At 71.8% G+C, this 19,299-nt stretch carries 19 protein-coding genes; 10 read left to right on the forward strand and 9 right to left on the reverse strand.

Annotation, left to right across the window (positions count from 1 at the left end; translation table 11 throughout):
- The 5 genes from ABZE72_RS08825 to ABZE72_RS08845 all read left to right on the forward strand — a co-directional run.
- The coding region (locus ABZE72_RS08825; RefSeq protein WP_372728650.1) for a SprT-like domain-containing protein at positions 1–730 on the forward strand (730 nt) is incomplete at its 5' end.
- Between the two features lie 78 nt (positions 731–808).
- Positions 809–1,903, forward strand: a complete 1,095-nt coding sequence (locus ABZE72_RS08830; RefSeq protein WP_372728651.1) for an NAD(P)/FAD-dependent oxidoreductase — start codon at positions 809–811, stop codon at positions 1,901–1,903.
- A gap of 143 nt (positions 1,904–2,046) precedes the next feature.
- Complete coding sequence (locus ABZE72_RS08835) at positions 2,047–2,481, forward strand: hypothetical protein (RefSeq protein ID WP_372728652.1); 435 nt, start codon at positions 2,047–2,049, stop codon at positions 2,479–2,481.
- Positions 2,482–2,587: 106 nt separating this feature from the next.
- Positions 2,588–5,794, forward strand: coding sequence for a glucan 1,4-alpha-glucosidase (locus tag ABZE72_RS08840; protein ID WP_372728653.1), 3,207 nt, complete (start codon positions 2,588–2,590; stop codon positions 5,792–5,794).
- Between the two features lie 117 nt (positions 5,795–5,911).
- On the forward strand, positions 5,912–6,328 hold the full coding sequence (locus ABZE72_RS08845; RefSeq protein WP_372728654.1) for a DUF4234 domain-containing protein: 417 nt from the start codon (positions 5,912–5,914) through the stop codon (positions 6,326–6,328).
- A 15-nt stretch (positions 6,329–6,343) separates the two neighbouring features.
- Here ABZE72_RS08845 and ABZE72_RS08850 read toward each other — a convergent pair whose 3' ends face one another.
- The 3 genes from ABZE72_RS08850 to ABZE72_RS08860 all read right to left on the reverse strand — a co-directional run bounded on the left by ABZE72_RS08850 (position 6,344) and on the right by ABZE72_RS08860 (position 8,869).
- A complete protein-coding gene (locus ABZE72_RS08850; protein ID WP_372728655.1) occupies positions 6,344–6,871 on the reverse strand; it encodes a hypothetical protein in 528 nt (175 codons plus the stop codon).
- Positions 6,822–8,003: a hypothetical protein gene (locus ABZE72_RS08855; protein ID WP_372728656.1), complete on the reverse strand. Its 1,182-nt coding sequence runs from the start codon at positions 8,001–8,003 to the stop codon at positions 6,822–6,824. Before ABZE72_RS08855 ends, ABZE72_RS08850 begins: the two co-directional genes overlap by 50 nt.
- 131 nt (positions 8,004–8,134) lie before the next feature.
- Positions 8,135–8,869: a hypothetical protein gene (locus ABZE72_RS08860; RefSeq protein WP_372728657.1), complete on the reverse strand. Its 735-nt coding sequence runs from the start codon at positions 8,867–8,869 to the stop codon at positions 8,135–8,137.
- 170 nt (positions 8,870–9,039) lie between these two features.
- Between ABZE72_RS08860 and ABZE72_RS08865 the strand changes: the two genes are divergently transcribed.
- A complete protein-coding gene (locus tag ABZE72_RS08865; protein WP_372728658.1) occupies positions 9,040–9,912 on the forward strand; it encodes an NERD domain-containing protein in 873 nt (290 codons plus the stop codon).
- Here the strand turns inward: ABZE72_RS08865 and ABZE72_RS08870 are convergent.
- A complete protein-coding gene (locus ABZE72_RS08870) occupies positions 9,909–10,250 on the reverse strand; it encodes a glutaredoxin family protein (RefSeq protein ID WP_372728659.1) in 342 nt (113 codons plus the stop codon). The genes ABZE72_RS08865 and ABZE72_RS08870 overlap by 4 nt on opposite strands.
- A 93-nt stretch (positions 10,251–10,343) precedes the next feature.
- Here ABZE72_RS08870 and ABZE72_RS08875 point away from each other — a divergent pair, with 93 nt between their 5' ends.
- A complete protein-coding gene (locus ABZE72_RS08875; RefSeq protein ID WP_372728660.1) occupies positions 10,344–10,928 on the forward strand; it encodes a hypothetical protein in 585 nt (194 codons plus the stop codon).
- 2 nt (positions 10,929–10,930) lie between these two features.
- On the opposite strand, the gene ABZE72_RS08880 is transcribed toward ABZE72_RS08875, so the two are convergent.
- Positions 10,931–11,341 carry a DUF2237 family protein gene (locus tag ABZE72_RS08880; RefSeq protein WP_372728661.1) on the reverse strand — a complete coding sequence of 137 codons (411 nt, stop codon included), beginning with the start codon at positions 11,339–11,341 and terminating at the stop codon, positions 10,931–10,933.
- A gap of 1 nt (position 11,342) precedes the next feature.
- Complete coding sequence (locus ABZE72_RS08885) at positions 11,343–12,050, reverse strand: hypothetical protein (protein ID WP_372728662.1); 708 nt, start codon at positions 12,048–12,050, stop codon at positions 11,343–11,345.
- 224 nt (positions 12,051–12,274) lie between these two features.
- Here ABZE72_RS08885 and ABZE72_RS08890 point away from each other — a divergent pair, with 224 nt between their 5' ends.
- A complete protein-coding gene (locus ABZE72_RS08890; protein ID WP_372728663.1) occupies positions 12,275–13,621 on the forward strand; it encodes a hypothetical protein in 1,347 nt (448 codons plus the stop codon).
- On the opposite strand, the gene ABZE72_RS08895 is transcribed toward ABZE72_RS08890, so the two are convergent.
- Positions 13,600–14,304 (reverse strand): EthD domain-containing protein, encoded by a 705-nt coding sequence (locus ABZE72_RS08895; RefSeq protein WP_372728664.1) that lies wholly within the window; start codon positions 14,302–14,304, stop codon positions 13,600–13,602. The genes ABZE72_RS08890 and ABZE72_RS08895 overlap by 22 nt on opposite strands.
- Entirely contained in the window at positions 14,301–15,494 is a 1,194-nt protein-coding gene (glgA, locus tag ABZE72_RS08900) for a glycogen synthase (protein ID WP_372728665.1), read from the reverse strand. The genes ABZE72_RS08895 and glgA overlap by 4 nt, the downstream gene beginning before the upstream one ends.
- Positions 15,495–15,572: 78 nt before the next feature.
- Here glgA and glgC point away from each other — a divergent pair, with 78 nt between their 5' ends.
- Together glgC and ABZE72_RS08910 are read left to right on the forward strand one after the other, a co-directional pair.
- A complete protein-coding gene (gene glgC, locus ABZE72_RS08905) occupies positions 15,573–16,820 on the forward strand; it encodes a glucose-1-phosphate adenylyltransferase (protein WP_372728666.1) in 1,248 nt (415 codons plus the stop codon).
- 44 nt (positions 16,821–16,864) lie between these two features.
- Positions 16,865–17,401 (forward strand): hypothetical protein, encoded by a 537-nt coding sequence (locus tag ABZE72_RS08910; protein ID WP_372728667.1) that lies wholly within the window; start codon positions 16,865–16,867, stop codon positions 17,399–17,401.
- A 57-nt stretch (positions 17,402–17,458) separates the two neighbouring features.
- Here the strand turns inward: ABZE72_RS08910 and ABZE72_RS08915 are convergent, their stop codons facing one another.
- The gene (locus tag ABZE72_RS08915; protein WP_372728668.1) at positions 17,459–19,003 is read right to left on the reverse strand and encodes an alpha/beta fold hydrolase; all 1,545 of its coding nucleotides are present in this window, start codon (positions 19,001–19,003) and stop codon (positions 17,459–17,461) included.
- Positions 19,004–19,299 lie beyond the last annotated feature (296 nt).

The following is a 19,299-nucleotide window of genomic DNA, read 5'->3' on the forward strand; positions in this document are numbered from 1 at the left end:
GACGGAGACGACCCAGGAGAACGACGTGCACCTCACCGACGCAGCCCGACTGGGCCGCACCCTGCTCGACGAGCACGGGCTGACCGACTGGACGCTCGTCTTCGACCGCGCCAAGCGTCGTGCCGGCATCTGTCGGCCCGGTCTGAAGCAGATCGGGCTCTCCGGGCCGTTGACCGAACTGCACCCTGAGTCCGAGGTCCGCGACACGATCCTGCACGAGATCGCGCACGCCCTGGTCGGGCCCGGGCACGGCCACGACCAGGTCTGGCAGGCGAAGGCCCGCCGGATCGGCTGCACCGGGCTGCGTTGCACCGCCCCCGACCTGCCGAAGATCGAGGGTGACTGGGTCGGGCGCTGCAGCGCCGGCCACCAGGTCACCCGCCACCGCCGACCGACGCGACCCGCCGCCTGTGCGCAGTGCTCGCGCCGCTTCGAGGTGGCGCACCTGCTGACCTGGACGTACTGCGGGTTCGCGGTGCCGATGTCGAAGGGGTACGACGAGCACCTCCAGCGGCTGCTCGCGGCTCAGTCGGCGCAGTCGGCTCCGTCCCGACACACCGCCCGAGTCGGTGATCGCCTGCGCGTGCTGGCCCAGGGGCGCTACCACGGTGTCGTCGGGCGCCTGGTCAAGGTCGGACGCACTCGCCACCACCTCCAGGTCGGGAGGACGGTGTTGACCGTGCCGTTCGGGATGGTCGAACCCGTGGGTGAGGAGCACCGCGACCGCTGATCCGGCCCGCGGTGTGGCCTGCCGTGTCAGGCTTCAGGACATGTGGACAGCGTTCTCGGGGCCCGGCGGTGGGCGCCCGTGACGAATCTCCTCCTCGTCGGCGCCGGCCACACCCACCTGCACCTGGTACGGCGTGCCGCCGAACTGCTCGCCGTCGGCTACCGGGTGCGGCTGCTCGCGCCCCGGTACTTCCACTACAGCGGCCTTGCGTCCGCCACCGCCGCGGGCACGGTCCCCACCGAGGCCGGGCGGATCGACGTGGCCGCCCTGGCGAGGCGCGCCGGGATCGCTCACCACGACGGCACCCTCGTCGGACTGGACCGTGCCCGGCGGGTGGCCACCACCGCTGCCGGCTCCGAGCTGGCCTACGACGTGCTCTCGTTCAACATCGGCAGTGTCGTCGCGGAGCACGCGATGACCGTCGACCCCAGCGTGCTCAGGGTGAAGCCGTTGAGCAGCCTCAATGCACTCGACGAACGCCTCCGCAGAGCGAGCGCCGCGAACCCCGGAGGCTCCGGACCCCGGGTGACAGTGGTCGGCGGTGGCGCCACCGGCATCGAGCTCGCGACCCACCTCGCCGTACGCGACGGGGTGGAGTCGGTGCGGCTGCTCGAGGCCTCCGACCGGGTGGGCGCCGACCTGCCCGTCGGCGCCCGGCGCCGCCTCGAACGCCTGCTGGCCGAACGCGGTGTCGACGTGCGGACCGGCTGGTGCGTCGACGCTCTCGGTCCTCGCAGTGCGCGGAGCACCGACGGCTCCGAGGTCGCCCACGACGCCGCCATCCTCGCCACCGGGCTCGCGGCCCCTCCGATCGTGTCGGAGCTCGGGCTGGGTGATGCCGACGGCGTCCCCGTCCGGGACACCCTCCAGCACGTCGAGCACGACGAGATTCATGCGGTGGGGGACTGTGCGCACTTCCTGTCGCGTCCGCTGCCGAGGATCGGGGTCCATGGTGTGCGCCAGGGGCCGGTGCTGTTGGCGAGCCTGCTGGCCCGCGCCGACGGCACCCCGCTGCCGACGTACGAGCCACAGACCCGGGCGCTGTCGATCCTCGATCTGGGCGGGGGTCAGGCGCTGGCGACCTGGGGGCGCTTCTGGTGGCAGGGCCGCTCGGCGCTCAGACTCAAGCGGCGCATCGACAACGCGTGGCTGAGCTCCTACCGATCCGACTGATCGCCCCGAACGCTCCGAACTGAACCCAGGAAACCCTCACTTCACCCAGGGAGTTCTCTGGGTGAAGTGAGCAATTCACTGGTTAACCAGTGAAACCCCACCCGGTTTGAGTTGCGAGCCGCACCCGGGCAGGCTTGACCCCGATGACTCCTCCCGCTGACTACTGCGACTTGTGTGAACTCCCGCTGAGCATGTGCGTGCACGGCCAGCCTAAGCGGGTCGCCACGCCCGCGTCGGCCACTCCCGCGAAGCCGCGCCCCAAGCCGGCCGTCACGAAGGCCCCGGCGAAGAAGACCTGGACCCGGCGCACCCCGCAGGCCGAGTTCCGCCCGCACCTGCTGGCGATCCTCCGCGAGCACGGCGGCAGCAGCGAGGTCGAGGACCTGATGACCGAGCTCGTCGTCCGGATGGAGGGCGTGCTCCGCGAGGCCGACCACGAGACGGTCAACCAGGGCGAGCTCCGCTGGCGGTACGCCGCCCGCCTCGAGCGCAAGGCGATGATCGACGACGGGCTGATGCAGCCCGCCCAGCAGCCCGGCATCTGGCAGCTCACCGAGCAGGGGCTCGCCGCCTCCTGAGCGGCACCGCTCCACCCCCGCCGCCCGAACCCCGAGGGGAATTGACGCGCGCCCCACCCGGGCCTAGCGTCCGTGGCTCACGTCACATCTCTCGGGAGGACCTCCTGTGACCACCCCACTGCGCCGCGCCCTGGTCGCGTCGGCCGCCGTACCGCTCCTGCTGTCCGGTGCCCCCGCCAGCCACGCCGCCCCCACCCAGTCCACCAGCCCCGACGAGCGGACCCGGACCGGCCAGGCCCCCGGCGCGCCGGGCGACCAGTCCAGCTGGACCACGGGCGCCAAGCAGGGCATCGGCACCTCGGCCGGCACCCGATCCAAGGTCTGGTACACCCTCGCCGAGGGCGCGATGACCGAGGTCTACTACCCGCGCGTCGACGTGGCCAACGTCCGCGACCTCCAGCTCGTCGTCACCGACGGGGAGACCTTCACCGACCTGGAGAGCGAGGCGACCCGGCAGCGCATCCAGCTGCTCGACCCGACCTCGCTGAGCTACCGCCAGGTCAACACCGACCGCGATCGCCGCTACCGCGTGGTCAAGACCTACACCGTCGACCCGAAGCGGCACACCGTCGTCGTCGACGTCCGGGTCCGCAGCCTCGACGGTGGCCGGTACACCAGCTACGCCCTCTACGACCCGGCCCTGGCCAACACCGGCAAGCACGACTCCGGCCGCAGCAAGGGCCGCGCCCTCCTCGCCACCGACACCGCCGGCGACACCCCGGTCGCCAGCGCCCTGATGGCCCGACCGGCCTTCCGCGCCACCAGCAGCGGGTTCGCCGGCGTCAGCGACGGACTGACCGACCTCGCCGAGGACCACCGCCTCAACTGGCGCTACGACTCGGCCGCCGACGGCAACGTCGTCCAGATCGGCAAGCTCGGCCCCCAGCGCAAGGGCCTGACCCGGGCGACGCTCGCGCTCGGCTTCGCCGAGGACGCCCGTACGGCGCGTGGCACCGCCCGCGACTCGCTGCGGGCCGGCTTCCGCCCGCTCAGCCGGGCCTACGACGCCGGCTGGTCGCGCTACCTGCGCAGCCTCGACCGCGCGCCGCGCAGCGTGCGCCGCGACCAGGACCTGCTCACCCAGTACCTCGTGGCCGCGATGACCCTGCGCGCCCACGAGGACAAGACCTACCGGGGCGCCAACATCGCCTCGCTGACCGTCCCGTGGGGCCAGGCGATCAACGCCGACGAGGCCGGCGTCGGCGGCTACCACCTGGTCTGGTCGCGCGACCTCTACCAGGTCGCCACCGCCCAGCTCGCCGCCGGCGACCGGGCCGCCGCCGGCCGCTCGGTGGACTACCTCTTCGACGTGCAGCAGAAGCCGGACGGCTCGTTCCCGCAGAACAGCCTGCTCGACGGCACGCCGTACTGGGGCAGCCTGCAGCTCGACGAGGTCGCCTTCCCGATCGTGCTCGCCGGCCAGCTCGGCCGCGACGACGCCGACACCTGGGAGCACGTGAAGCGTGCCGCCGACGTGATCGTCAGCCGCGGCCCCAGCACCCCGCAGGAGCGTTGGGAGGAGGAGGGCGGCTACTCGCCCAGCACGCTGGCCGCCGAGATCGCCGGCCTGGTCACTGCGGCGGACATCGCCGCCGCCAACGGCGACGACAGCTCGGAGACCCTCTACCTCGCGGTCGCCGACGACATCCGGCGCCACCTGGTGGAGTGGACCTTCACCACCACCGGTCCGCTGGGCAACGGTCGCTACTTCACCCGTATCGACGACAACGGCGACCCCGACGACGGCCACCAGCTGGAGATCAACAACGGCGGCGGCACCTGGGACGAGCGCGAGATCGTCGACGGCGGCTTCCTCGACCTGGTCCGGCTCGGGGTCCTGCCGGCCGACGACCCGCACGTCCTCGACTCGTTGGTCGAGCTCGACGACACCATCAAGGTCGACACCCCGCACGGGGCCATGTGGTACCGCTACAACCACGACGGGTACGGCGAGAAGGCCAACGGCGCGCCGTACGACGGCACCGGGGTGGGTCGGCTCTGGCCGCTGCTCTCCGGCGAGCGTGGCGAGTACGAGCTGGCCGCCGGGCGCAAGACCCGGGCCGCCTCGTACCTCTCGACGATGGCGGGGGCCGCGAACGCCGGCTTCATGATTCCCGAGCAGGTCTGGGACGGCCCGGACGCGCACGGCTTCCGCTTCGGCGAAGGCACCGGATCGGCCACCCCGCTGGCCTGGTCGATGGCGCAGTACCTGCGCCTGGCCCTCTCGGTCGATGCCGGCGCACCGGTCGAGCGACCCGCGCCGGTCCACGACCGGTACGCCGGCGGCGACCTGCCCGCAGGGCCTGAGCTCTCGCTCACCAGCCCCGCCGACGGTTCGCAGACCTCGGCGGCCAGCGTGCAGGTCAGCGGCACCACCGAGGGGGCTCGCGCCTTCGTGAACGTGGGCGGGGAGACCACCGAGCTCGCGCTCGCCGACGACGGCTCCTTCGAGGAGTCCGTGCCGGTCGTCCTCGGCCCGAACACGATCACGGTGGTCGCCGTCGACGAGGACCAGCACACCTCGATCGTCCGCCGCACCGTCACCTCCACCAACCTCGGGGAGACGGTCGGAACGATCGCCGACCCCGCCGGTGACGACAACGGACCGGGTAGCTACGTCTATCCGACCAACGGAGCCTTCAGCGAGGGCGCCTTCGACGTGCGCGAGCTGGAGGTCGGCGACCAGGGCGACACCATCAACCTCGCGGTCACCCTGGACGGTGCGACCACCAACCCGTGGGGTGGCAACCAGATGTCGGTGCAGCGCTTCGACATCTACCTCCGCGACGGCGGCGGGACCGGCCGGGTGGCAGCGCGACCCGGCACCCACGCCGACCTCGAGGCGCCGTACGACCTGGTGGTCACCGCGGACGGGTTCGCCGGGATGGGCGTGCGTGACGCCAGCGGCGCTGTCGTCGGCCCGGCCGAGCTCACCGCCATCCCGGACACCCGGCAGTACGTGGTCTCGGTGCCCGCCGAGGTGTTCGACGGGATCGACCTCGCCTCCGCCGAATACGTGCTGACGATGATGAGCCACGCGGCCGAGGACGAGGGGGTCGGTGGGATCCGTCCCGTGTACGACGCCGACTACTGGGCCTCGACGGCCGGGACGGACATGTCCTGGATCCACGAGTACCGCTTCGGTGGCGGCGCCGGCGAGTGGACGGGCGACAACGCGGCCAAGGACACCGACACCTCGGACGCGACCGTGATCGACCTGTTCGTTCCGGAGGGGTCCAGCCAGGCCGAGGTCCTGGACTGGAGGTCGGGCAGCCCCGTGGTACTGCCGTACGTCGGGCTCTCGCAGCCCTGACCCGCCGACCGGCCCGCGCTAGTCCGGAAACCCCGAGTTTCCGGGATCGGCGACGGGCCGGTCGCGCGCGGTGCCAGAGTCGGGGAGCCCGCACATGTCGACGTGAGGATGACTCCCATGACAGAGACGCCCGCCCCACCTCCTCAGGCTCCCCAGGCCGCCCCAGCCGCGAACGGTTCGACTGGTCAGATCCGGGGGACCGGCCTCTGCATCGTGCTGGCGATCGTGACCTTCGGGATCTACTCCCTGTTCTGGTTCTACAAGACCCACGACGAGATGAAGAAGCACAGCGGACAGGGCATCGGCGGCGGCCTGGCGCTGGTGCTGGCGCTCTTCGTCGGCATCGTGATGCCGTACCTCACCTCCAACGAGGTCGGTGGGCTGCGCGAGCGGGCCGGCCAGGAGCAGAAGGTCAGCCTCACCACCGGGCTGTGGTACTTCCCCGGCATGCTCATCCTGGTCGGCCCGCTCGTGTGGTTCGTCAAGACCAACGGCGCGCTCAACGACTACTGGCGCTCGCAGGGCGTGCAGTAGCCGCGGGTCTCCACCTCACTCGGTGAGCTGGTACCCCCGTTCGATCCACGGTGTACGCCGCAGCTCGCCGTCGACCTCGTAGACGTAGCGGCTGCGGTCGACGGTGAGCGTGCCCGGCCGGTCCTTGTGCAGCTCCACGTAGACGACCTGCCCGTGCCCGTCCCCGTCGGGACACCACTCGGTGATCAGCCCCGCGTGAGCCAGGTCCACCTCCTGCGGCAGGGACCGCAGTCGACGCTTGGCCGTCTCTGCCACGACGTTCGAGAGCCGTCGGGGCGTGACTCCGGTGTCGGTCACCTCGATGCCCGAGTCCGGTGGATCGAGCTCGACGTCGACCAGCCGCACCACCTGCTCGCCCTCCCCGGTCCCGTCGGCGCACACGTACGGACCGTCGAAGGTGGCGTAGGCCCCGAGCTTCATGTGGGTGAAGCCGGCCTGGCTGTGGCCGCCCCGGAAGAAGACGTGCAGCGTCGTCTCGTCCCCCCCGAGCCGATCACTGCACCCGCTCGTCAGCAGGACCACTGCAGCGAGCAGTGCGGCCACACGGCTCGGTACGGCGGATCGGGAAGTACTGCACGTAGCGCGACTGCTCGGGACCTTCTTCATTCGACCAGCACTCCTTGGATCGTTTCGTGACGGTGACGGTCCAGGCCGTCTGGTTGGTCCAGCCGGAAAGGGCGGACACCTTGACCGTGCCGAGGTCGACACCGCGCTCGACGGTCATGTTCCGGGTCCTGTCCTTGGTGTAGCGGTAGTTCTTCTTGCGCGGCGTGCACCCGGCCGGGTCCTCGAGGTGCGGCAGGGTCGGCCGGATCCGCAGGTCCGCGATCAGCGTGTGCACGGAGTAGGGCACCCGGTCGGTGTGCTCTCCGGGGTACTCGCACAGACCGCGGTAGTGGAAGTCCTGGTAGTTGACCCGGTTGCGCACCCACCGGTCGACCACGTTGCTCTGGGTGGCCTGGTTGCTCGTGGCGATGGTCCGGGTGTGCGAGTCGGTGGCGCTCCAGGACTTGCCGGGCAGCTTCGTCGCCGTGCCCAGCGTGTGACTGGTCCCGGAGAGCTGCAGGACCGTTGCCTTGGCGCCCACCCAGTTGTTGACGAACATGAAGCGCTCCCGGCGGCCGAGGTGCTTCTTGCCGGCCGTGACGTCGCAGGGGTGACGGGCCGTGGTGGACGCGCGGGGCGGGGTGGTGGAGTCCTCGAGGGTGAGCCGGTGCCGGCCCGGGGCGCCCAACGTCTCGTGCAGCCGGCCGTCGGCCAGGTCGACCGTCACCGTGGCGGGGCCGGGATCGCCGGACAGCGGAGTCGATGCGCGATGCTGGGCGACGACCTCGCCGTCGTCGATCGTGACGGTCAGGTCGACCAGGCCCCACCGGTCGACGAAGCCGCGCAGCCGGGCGCTGGAGGGCCGCGGCACGACGAAGGTGCCGTCGGGGCGCGTCAGGGTCGGATCCAGCTGCAGGAGCGGGACCCGACGGCCGGGCCGCCACCCCTGCTCGGGGATCGCCGGGAACACCGAGACGCGGACGGCCACGCCGGGCGCGGCCACGAGACCGTGGCTCACCCGGCCGGAGAGCAGCGGTGGCTGCGGGTCGGAGGTCGACCAGGCGGGTGCGACCCCGACGAGAGCGGACAGCAGCAGGGCTGCCAGGACGGTACTGATGATGCGACGCATGGGCGCCTCCCGAGATCGGTGGTGGTGGCGGCGACGCTAGGAAGCGGCTCCGACAGCGGCCGGCGGCGGTCGACGGGGCTGGGGAAGGACCCGTGCTGCGGGGCTGCCTGTGGCGTCGGGGCGGCCCGCGCTCAGCCGCCGTCCCGGCGAGACTGACGGGCGAACCTCTTGAGCTGGGCGAGCGTCGCCTCCGCGCTGACCCGATCGACCGACGCCTCGCCGTGCCGGTGGCTGACCAGCCAGGCCTTGAGGTTGCGTCCCGAGACGAAGCGGACCCCGCCGTGCACCCCGATCGCGTCGCCCAGGCTCTCGTCAGCCCCCCACACCACGACGACCGGGGTGACCCGCGCCGGACGGCGTACCTCCCGCAGCGCCACCTCGGCGCGCCGGGCCGCGCTCGAGGCGGCCGCCAGGTCCCGCTGGATGGTGACCGGAGCGATCCCCGGGCTGCGCCACGTGGAGTCGAGCGCATAGATGCCCTGCGGGGTGACCACGAGGTGGTCCACGCCGCCCCCGACCACCGGGAGGTCGTCGACCCAGCCGAAGATGTGACCTCGCTGCTTGGCCGCACGGAGCACCTGGCGGGTGTCGTCCTCTCCCCAGGAAGGGCTCACCCGGAAGGTGATGCCCGAGCCGACCACGAAGCCGAGGCCCACCAGGCCGGCGAAGCCGCCAACCAGGAGCCCGTGCGCCAGGCCCAGCCAGTAGCCGTGCAGTACGAGTGTCTGAGCGGCCACCAGGAGGAGGAGGCCGCTCCCCAGCAGCAGGAGCGAGTGCAGGTTCCGTCGGGCGAATCGCCCGAACGACATCCGGCCGAACGACATCCGGTCGGGGGCGGGCACGGACGCGGGGCGAGGTCGGGGCACGCGACCACGGTGCCCACGATTTTACTTTCGGTAACCCGCCGAGACCTGATCGTCACCAGAACAGGGCGCGATCTGTCGAGGACCGGACGTAGCATGCGAAGGTCTCACGATCGACTTGCCGGCCCCCCCGGGCAGGTGCCGTACTGTGGAGGCTGAACTTGGGAGGGTTCATGTCTGGTGGCACTGCGCGCGCGAGCGCCCGATACCAGCGTCAGCCCACGGCTGCCGCCCCGCCACCCCGGCACGTCTACGAGCGCTCGGTGGCCGCCTCGATGACCACCGAGAAGGCACTGGCCCAGTTGCCGGACCACGAGTGGACCGTCCTGCACGACGTGGACTGGCCCGGGCGTCGCTACACCCACGTGGACCACGTCGTGGTCGGTCCTGCCGGTGTCTTCGTCATCGACTCCGAGAGCTGGAGTGGCACGGTCACCGTCGAACGTGGCGAGCTGCGGCACAACGGGCGCCGCTGCGAGAGCGCCGTCGCGGGTGCGGAGAGCGCGGCCCGTACGGCGGCCGGTCTGACCGCGGGCGTCCTCGACGCCCAGTTCGTCACGCCGATCCTGTGCTTCAGCGGCACCTCCGAGATCGTCGGGCGCTGCCGTACCGTGCTGGCGTCCTCGCCCTTCCACCTCGCCCAGCTGCTGATGACCCGACCCGCCGTGCTGGACGCCCGGGGCCGGGCGGCGGTCGTGGCCGCCCTGCACACCACCCACACGCGCGTCGCCTCGCCCGCTCGTCCTGCCCAGCGGCCGGCGTCGTCGCGCACCCGGACCGCGGCCCCGCCGACCCGGGGGTCGAACCCCCAACCCGCCCGGGCTGCGGAGCGACCTGACCCGCAGAGCTCGGCATCGGCGGCGCGCCGGGCCGAGGAGACGGCACGCCCGCACCCCGTCGACATCACTCTGGTCCGACCGCGTCGGGCTCGGCGTACGCCGGCGCTGCTCCCCGAGAGCCTGCTCGTCACCGCGATCGCCGTCTACTGGACGCAGCCGCAGATCCCGGTCGCGCTGGGCACCTGGCTGATCGGCCTCTTCGTCTAGCTCGGTGGCACGTTCGCGTCCTCGGCGGCCGCGATCCTCGCCAGCGCCTGCCGGACCATCCCCGGTGGGGGATTCGTGTGAGCCACCCCGTCGATCACGACCGTCGGCACGGTCTCGTCGCCCTGGTTCACGCTGCGGACGTACGCCGCGGCCTCCGGATCGCGATGGATGTTCACCCAGGCCGCGTGGTCCTGGTGGCGACGTACCGCTGCGGTCAGCGCCGAGCAGTAGGGGCATCCGGGGCGCCAGTAGATGGCCACGCCCTGTTGCGCACGCGCCAGGGCCGCGGCATGCGGGGTGGCCGTCGGACGGCCGAAGAGTCGACGCAGGAGGCTCATGGCGCAGAACCTACCCGCGGCCGCGCCACCTCCCGGTCCCGCCGTCGATCGAGCAGGGGTTTGAACCCCGCAGGCCGGGGGCATCTGGGATCCATGTCGCTCCTCGACAGCGCCCGCACCGCCGGCTCCAGCGCCGGAGATCTCCTGCTGACCGTGTCGCAGTCCGTCGGGCTGCAACCGGTGCCCTGGCTGCCACCCGGAGAGGTGCTGCCCGGTCGGGTGTTCCGGCACGGCCTTGCCGACGCCACGGGGGTCGCGTGGTGGGACGAGGCCGGCAGCGACGACGTCTGGGTCCGGCTGGCCTACGGCATCGCCCTGACCGGAGGTGCCCCCACCGTGGTCAGCCTCGGCATCCGGATCCTGGGCGAGGAGCCCACCGACCTGCTGCTCACCCATCCGACCCGCCGGCCCACCCCGGACGCGATGCTGGTCAGCGTGGCGCCGTACCTCGCGCCGGACGGGGAGATCGTCGTCCTGGGCGCCCGAGCGACCGGGTCCGAGACGTTCGAGCTCTCCTGCTCCCGCGGTGACGACGCCGCCTGGCAGCCGTTCGCCGACCTCCGGGTCTCGCCGGTGCCGCTGGTCGAGGAGAACCTGGTGCTCGACCCGAGCCACCACCCGCTGCCGGGGCTGGTCCACGGACTGGCGCAGCCGTCATCGGGCGACGACAGGCGCTGAGCTCACTCCAGCCAGCTGAGATCCGGCGGTACGTCGACCGAGTGGTCGGCCAGGAGCTCCAGCGGCACGATCTCGAGGGCGCGTTCGCTGGTCGAGGCCAGGACGACGGGCGCGGCGGCACCGGCCTGGTGCGCCTGCAGCCACCGGGCCGCGACCACGCACCAGCGATCGCCGGGGTGCAGGCCGGGGAAGGCCCACTCCGGTCGCGGGGTGGACAGGTCGTTGCCCACGCTGCGCTGGTGGGCAAGGAACTCCGGGGTCATCACCGCACAGATCGCGTGCAGTCCCAGGTCGTCCTCGCCGCAGGCGCAGGTGCCGTCGCGGCGGAAGCCGGTCATCGGGTCGGTCCCGCAGGGCTCCAGCGGGCCGCCCAGCACGTTGCGCTCGTTCAGCGCGGGTTCGTCGTGCTCCATGTCATCCGCAGTTGTCGCAGACGCCGGTGGGCGGGATCGCCATGAAGCAGGACGGGCAGATCGAGGGCTGCTCGGCGGCGCGACGTTCCTTGCGCAACCGGGCCTGGACCTGCTCGAAGCGCGGGGAGACCAGAGGACGACCGCCACCGGTGGGCACGTGCGCGCCGGCCCAGTCGTAGCACTCCATCCGGGCCTTGGCCGCGTGCTTCTCGCGGGCGGTCGGGTCCTCGAGGACCTCCCCGGCGCGCAGACGCATGACCTCGTCGAACCCGACCCCGGTCGTGCCGTCGCTCTTGTGCACCACCAGGGCGGTCAACGGGGGCTCCTGGCGGGCGTGGTTGCCGCGGGCGACCTCGGTCAGGACCGAGCCGATCCAGCTGCGGACCTGGCGGCGGGTGTGGATCCCGGAGAGCTCCTGGATCTCGTTCGCGAGCTCGGAGTGGTCGATCAGGCCGTGGTAGGTGCCGGCCACCCGGGCGAGGATCGTCTGAGCGGCGGGAACCCACGCCAGCTCGGCCTCCTCCATGGTGACCTCGACGTCACCCTCGTCGGCGACCTGGTCGGCGACCTCGGGGGAGTCCTCTGGCGAACCCTCTGGCGAACCCTCTGCCGACACCTCTGCCGAAGTCTCGGTCGACTCGTCGGGACCGGTCACGGCGTCGGCCTCGTCATCCGTGTTTCGCCAGTAGTTCTGTCGGACGTCAGCCACGCCGTTCCATTCCCGGCCGGGACGAGCCACACGCGGTCGTGCGGCCTCGAGTCCACGGGTCGTACCCCCAATGTAGGCCCCTCGGCCGAACCGTCGTGCATCGAGCCTCACGAAAGGTGCACATGCTCCCGACGCCGGGCGTAGGCTCGCGAACATTCGCGGGATGCACACCACGCACACGGGAGGCGCACGTGCGCCGAGCAGGTTGGGTACTGACCTCCCTCGTGACGGCTGTCCTGGTCAGCCCTGTCGTCCCCGCCCACGCTGACGAGTCCGTGGTCGTTCGCGGCTCGGAGTTCCCCGCGACCGGGCTCGCGGATCTCGCCGTGACCGGCTGCTCGGGGCTCTTCGACCGGGTCGCCGAGCCGATCGCCACCTACGTCACCCGCACCGACGCGGCACCCCGCGGGGAGCACGTCTACTCCCTCGACCTCGCCGGCGGCAACGCCGTGGGCGCCCAGTTCGCGGTCGGCTCGGTACTGGCCACGACGGTGGCCGGTCTGTCCCTGGCCTCGCCCGGCGGCACGACCGGGGTGGCCTACGTCGGCTACCAGGCGCCGCGCGACACCGGCACCGACTTCTTCTGGGTCGGCCGGTCCGCCCTGAGCGCGGCCCCCGGTGGTTGGCGCCCGGTGGACGTGGTCGACCGGAGCTACACCTGGACCCGCTACGACCTCGCCACCGGTCGGCGGGCGCCCCTTCCGGACGCGCCGACCCCGCCCGCACCGCAGGAGCCGGGGCCGATGGAGCCCTCCCCGGAGGTCGAGGCGCCCGAGACCGGCACGCCGGCCGAGTTCGCGGCCGGCCGGGGAGGCGACGGTCCCGGGTTCTTCGCCGTCGGGTTCGGGTGCGACGGTGCTCGCTTCTCCCTCGACGCGCTGCGCGTGGGCAGCCCCGGGCAGGTGACGACGTACGACCTGGAGGGCTGGACGAGTACGGCGACCATCGCCGGCTCGACCCACGTGATCGAGTTCGGTCAGGGCGTCGACCTCGCCGGGGTGCTGCGCGACAACACCGGCGGTTCCCTCGACCACGGACTGCTCCGGCTGGAACAGCGCTCCTTCGGACGGGAGACCTTCCAACCCGTCCCGAACGCCGCCCGAACCGTCGACGCCGGGGACCCGGTGGTCCGGGTGACCCCGACGACGCGGACCCACTACCGCTGGAGCTTCGCCGGCACCTGGTCGGTCAACGGCGCCGTCTCGCCGACCTGGGTCGTCGAGGTGACGCCCGTGGTGCGGGTCGAGCTGGCCCGCGCCGACGCGGAGCCGGAGCCGACGCGGGCGCCCGAGCCGGAGCCCGAGCCGGAGCCCGAGCCCGGCCTCGTGGTGACCGGGTCCGTGGCGCCGGCCAAGCCGGGGGTGCAGGTGACCCTCTGGCAGGTGGCCGGCCCCAGCCGTACCGCCGTCGGCTCTGCGGTCGTCGCGGACGACGGCAGCTTCCGCATCGAGGCGCCGGCCGCGGCGCGGCTGCCGGCCCGGTACGTCGTGACCGTGCCTGCCACCGGCGGCAACCTGGCCGGCACGTCCCGAACGGTGGTCGCCGAGGCTCAGACCAGGTCGAACAGGTAGCGACTCGACGGCATCAGGTCGAGGTCGCGGTCCGCGCCGATCCGCGCGACGCTTTCCATCAGCCGGGTGATCCGGCGCCCGAGCTCCTCGTCGTCGCCACCGCTGCCGTAGAACGCGTGCATGTCGTCGATCGCCGCGCTGGGGAACAGCTCCTCCACCAGTGCGTCCACCCGCGGAGCGCCGGACGTGAGCGGCTCGATGACGATGTTCTGCAGGTAGCCGAACGTCGCCTGCGTCTCGATCGCGACCGGAGTGTGCTGCTCCAGCCACCGGTGCAACCACTCCTCGCGGGAGAGCTCGTCGGGTCGGCGCAGCACCGCGACGTTGGCGAGCGTGTCGGCGCGCGACCCGTCGTACGACTCCGGCGGGTCGAGCGGGCGACGCTCCTCCACGCGGTAGCCCGCGACCCGGGAGTCGGTGCCCGCCAGTGCGTCCTCGAGCACCTGCTGGACCGCGCGCGCGTCCTGGGAGGTCCAGGCGCTGAGCACGGCGCCGACGGGGTCGGCGAAGGTCTGCAGCCGCAGGGCGTCGGCGACCGGCGCGTCGTCCAGGTTCAGCTGCACGCGCTGCACACCGACCGAGGCGAGCCGGTCGAGCAGCACCGGGTCGTGCAGGCGTACGCCGAGGTCGGCACCCCAGAGCAGGAACATCAGCTTCGTCGCAGGTGTCGTCTGCTCGGTCACCGAGTGCTCGCCGTCCGGTAGATCTCCACGGTCTGCTCGGCGATCGCCGACCAGCTGAAGGACTCGATCGCCCGCTGTCGACCCGCCCGGCCCATCTCGGCCGCCCGCTCCGGATCGCTGACCACCTCGATCAGAGCGGCCGCGAAGTCGGCCACGTAGCGCTCGGGGTCGAGCGGGGTGCCGGTGCCGTCGGTCGCCTGCTCGATCGGCACCAGCCGACCCGTCACGCCGTCGACGACGACCTCCGGGATGCCGCCGGTGGCGGTCGCCACCACCGCGGTCTCGCAGGCCATCGCCTCGAGGTTCACGATGCCCAGCGGCTCGTAGATGGAGGGGCAGACGAAAGCGGTGGCGGCGCTGAGCAGGGAGACGACGTCGACGCGCGGCAGCATCTCGCGGATCCAGATGACCCCGTCACGGGTCCTCGACAGCTCGTCGACGAGCGCGACCACCTCGGCCTCGATCTCGGGGGTGTCCGGAGCGCCGGCGCAGAGCACGATCTGCACCTCGGGCGGGAGCTGCGCCACCGCGCGCAGGAAGAGCGGCAGCCCCTTCTGCCGGGTGATCCGGCCGACGAAGACCACCGAGGGCCGGTCCGGGTCGACGCCGTGGGAGCGCACCCGGTCGGGGTCGTGGCGTGGCGCCCACAGCTCGGTGTCGATGCCGTTGTGGACCACGTGGACCTTGGCCGGGTCGATGTCGGGGTACGACGCCAGCACGTCGTCGCGCATCGCAGCCGAGACCGCGATCACCGCGTCGGCGCCCAGGTACGCCGTGCGCTCGACCCAGGAGGAGACGGCGTACCCGCCACCGAGCTGCTCGGCCTTCCAGGGGCGCATCGGCTCCAGCGAGTGCGCGGTGAGCACGTGCGGGACGCCGTACAGCAGGCCGGCGAGGTGGCCGGCGAAGTTGGCGTACCAGGTGTGCGAGTGGACCAGGTCCGTGCCCGCGCACCCGTCCACGATCGACAGGTCCACCCCGAGCGTGCGCAGGGTGGCGTTCGCGTCGGCCAGCTCGGCATGGTCGGCGTACGACGACGTGTCCGGCTCGTCGCGCGGCGCCCCGAAGGCGTGCACCCGGGTGGTGAGATCGCTGCGTTCTCGCAGGGCCCGGACGAGCTCGGCGACGTGCACCCCCGCTCCGCCGTAGATCTCGGGCGGGTACTCCTTGCTCAGGACATCGATGCGCACCCTCAGGAAACTACCCCCTCTCGAAGTCGACCGCTCCGAGCACTGCGCCGAGCACGATCGCCCTATAGCGTGGCGGACATGACGGCGTCGCACCGCAAACGTGTCCTGGCCATCGTGCTCGCCGGTGGGGAGGGGAAGCGGCTGATGCCGCTCACCGCTGATCGAGCCAAACCCGCGGTCCCCTTCGGAGGCATCTACCGGTTGATCGACTTCGCGTTGTCGAACGTCGTGAACTCGGGCTACCTCAAGATCGTCGTGCTGACCCAGTACAAGTCGCACAGCCTCGACCGGCACGTCACCCAGACCTGGCGGATGTCGACGATGCTCGGCAACCACGTCACGCCGGTGCCGGCCCAGCAGCGGGTCGGCAAGCACTGGTACCTGGGCAGTGCGGACGCCATCTTCCAGTCGCTCAACCTGGTCCGCGACGAGAAGCCCGACATCGTCGTGGTGGTGGGCGCGGACAACATCTACCGGATGGACTTCTCCCAGATGGTCGACCAGCACGTCGAGACGGGCGCGGCCTGCACGGTGGCGGCGATCCGGCAGCCGATCGAGCTGTCCGACCAGTTCGGGGTGATCGACGTCCAGCCCGACGACCCGTCCCGGATCCGGGACTTCCTGGAGAAGCCCACCGATGCGGAGGGGTTGCCGGACAGCCCGGGGGAGATCCTGGCCTCGATGGGCAACTACGTCTTCGACGCCGACGCCCTGGTCGAGGCGGTCACCCGCGACTCCACCCTGCACGGCTCCAAGCACGACATGGGCGGCGACATCGTCCCGGCGTTCGTGCGCCGTTCGCAGGCCGGCGTCTACGACTTCAAGAACAATGCCGTGCCGGGCGTCACCGAGCGCGACCGCGGCTACTGGCGCGACGTGGGCACGATCGGCTCCTACTACGCCGCGCACATGGACCTGGTCTCGCCGCTGCCGGTCTTCAACCTCTACAACTTCGACTGGCCGATCTACACCTCCTACGGTCCGCAGCCGCCCTCGAAGGTCACCCAGGGCGACCAGGGGCAGCCCGCGCTCACCGAGGAGGCGCTGCTCTCTCCGGGAACCGTGGTCAGCGGGGGCTCGGTGAAGCGGTCGGTGCTCTCGCCGGCCACGTTCGTCGGCCCCGGGGCCGAGGTGGCCGACTCGGTGCTGATGAACGGGGTCCGGGTGGGTGCCGGCGCGGTGGTGCGCAACGCGATCCTGGACAAGAACGTCGTCGTGCCGCCCGGGGCCCGGATCGGGGTCAACGCGCAGGACGACCTGGACCGCGGGTTCGTGGTCGAGGACGGACTGACGGTGCTCGGCAAGGACCACCCGTTCCCGTCGTGAGCCGTGTGCCGGAACCTCTCGGGGGGCCACCTCGTCCCATTTCCATGCGACGACGCGTGAGTCCGGTGACCGCCCTGCTGGCCCGGGGTCTGACCGTGGGCCTGGCCCTGGGTCTGACCGTGGGCACGCTGGCCGGCTGCGGGTCGGAGTCGGCCTCCCCGTCCGGCAACCCGACCAGCGACAGCGGTTCGCCCAGCAGCCGCAGCGAACCCGCCGACACCGTCGCCTACTCCGAGGTCGAGCTGGTCTCGGCGACGGCCGCGGGCGGCAGCGTCGACAACCTCGCCACGGTGCTGGCCGATGCCGACGACCTGGCGGCGTTCTCGGCCCAGTTCCGCGGGGAGATGCCCGGCAAGCTGCAGCGTGCGACGAACCGGATGCAGGTCGCCGACGGAGAGGTGCTGGTGGGTGCCGTGGTCTGGATCGGGTGCGACGTACCTCCCGGGGTGCGGGTGACCTCGACCGAGTTCGGCGTGGTGCTGACGGCGGAGAAGATCCTCAAGCCGATGCTGGAGTGCTTCGCTCCGGTCACCACGGTGGCCCTGGTCAGCGTCGACGCGGAGGCCGTGCCCGACGCCTGAGGTACGCCGGGCGCCCCCGCCTCAGCGAGAGCGCCCGACGTAGGGGTGCGGTGTCGGTCAGTTCGCGACGACCGGCAGGTGGATCACCGTGTTCTGCAGGACGATCGCACCGGGCGTGCGACTGCCCATCCCGACGAAGTTCTCGCTGAACGGGCTCATCAGCAGGTAGAGCGTCTGACCGGCCGGCACGTCGATCGCCACCGACGGCAGGGCGACCCGCCGGGCCTCGCCGTTGACCGGCAACGGTGCGTTGATCGGGAGCACGTTGTTCTGGATCAGACGGGCGTCCAGGGGGTTGGAGCCGATCGCGAGTCCGGCGAATGCCCGGTTGTTCACCCCGGCGGCGCTCAGCGAGCCGGTCAGGTACGGCGTCCCGGCGATCCGGATCGGCCCCTGGGCGACCGCGAAGGGCAGCGCCGGGCCGGCGAGCTCGGTCGAGGCGATCGTGCCGAGGTCGACGGTGGTGTTCGCGGCCACGGACTTCACGCTCGTGCAGGTGCTGTCCGGGGTGGCCAGGTGGTAGGCGCCGTACCCCTTCAGGCCGGTCTTCTTCTTGCGCAGCTGCTCGTCGAAGAAGCGCAGGGAGAGGTCCTGGAAGCTGCCGCCGGCCAGCTCCTTGCTGCACGGGTCCGAGGTCACGCTGACGCCGCGGGGGTAGACGGCCGGCAGGACGTGGCCGCCGTTGTAGCCGATGAAGATGCTCTTCGTGCGGGCCTTGCGGGTGATCGACCGCTGGAAGTTCTGCAGGCCCTGCTCGAGCGGGAAGAGCGAGTCGGTGGTGCCCTGACCCAACAGGGTCGGGATCTTCAGCTTGCGGCCCTTGCCGACGTGCCACTTCGGGCCGTTCTTCTCGAAGAAGGCGGTCAGGTTCTCGGTGCCGGGGATCGAGCCGTCCGGCCAGTTGCCGGTGGCGGCGCCCTCGACCAGGCCCTTGTAGACCGATCGGGGCAGCGAGTCGCCGGGCACGGCTGCCGCGGTGAGGGCGGCTGCCCACTCGGTGCGGACCACGTTCTCGGGAGCGAGGCTCTCCTTGAGGTCGTACCAGGTGATCTCGGGGGCGAGCGCGTCGAAGATCGGCCGGCCCTTGAGGCGCAGCGACTCGAAGGCGCCGAGGAACTGGTAGCCGCCGCCGTAGCTGCCGCCGATCGCGCCCAGGCGCGGGTCGCCGGGGCGGTCCTGGGTGACCCAGCTGAGCTTGCTGACCAGGTCGACCAGGGCGCGCACGTCATGGCCCTCCACGTCGGGGTTCATCACGTACGCCTGGCCACCGCTGGCGCCGAAGCCGCGCTGGTCGAAGGAGAGGACGCCGTACCCGGCGTCGGTGAACTTCTGGAACGACGCCGCGGACCTGGTGCGCGAGCCGCCCCAGCCGTGGCTGTGGAAGATCAGCGGCACGCGGTGCTTGGCGTCGGCGCCGACCGGCTGGAACAGGGTGTAGCAGATGTCGACCGGGGCCGTGGAGCCCGGATCCGGGACGCTGGTCAGGCAGGCGTCGGTCACCGTCACGGCCTCGGCGGCCTGGGCGGTGGTCGCGGGAACGGCGGTCAAGGTGGCGGCCGCGAGGGCGGCGGCTCCGGCAGCCAGGGCGATGCGTGACTTCATCAGGATCCTCGGTCGAAGGGGACGTGATGTGACTAACGCGGCTTCGGCGACAGGGTCACGCGGGCCAGACCGGTTGTCCACAGGTCGGAAAGCGTCGGTTTCGGTGCCGGGACGCCGGGGGTACGTTGCCCGCGAGGCACTCGGGTGCCTCGATCGTCTCGGGAAGGACTCTGTGTGTTGCGCTCTCGGATCGCGTTCGGACTGGCTGCTCTGGTGCTGGTGGGGGGAGGGTGTTCCTCCGATCCGGAGCCGAACGTCGCCGAGCCGACCGCGAGTGTGAGTACGGCGCCGCCGCC

Source organism: Nocardioides sp. (genome assembly GCF_041600255.1).
GTDB lineage: Bacteria > Actinomycetota > Actinomycetes > Propionibacteriales > Nocardioidaceae > Nocardioides.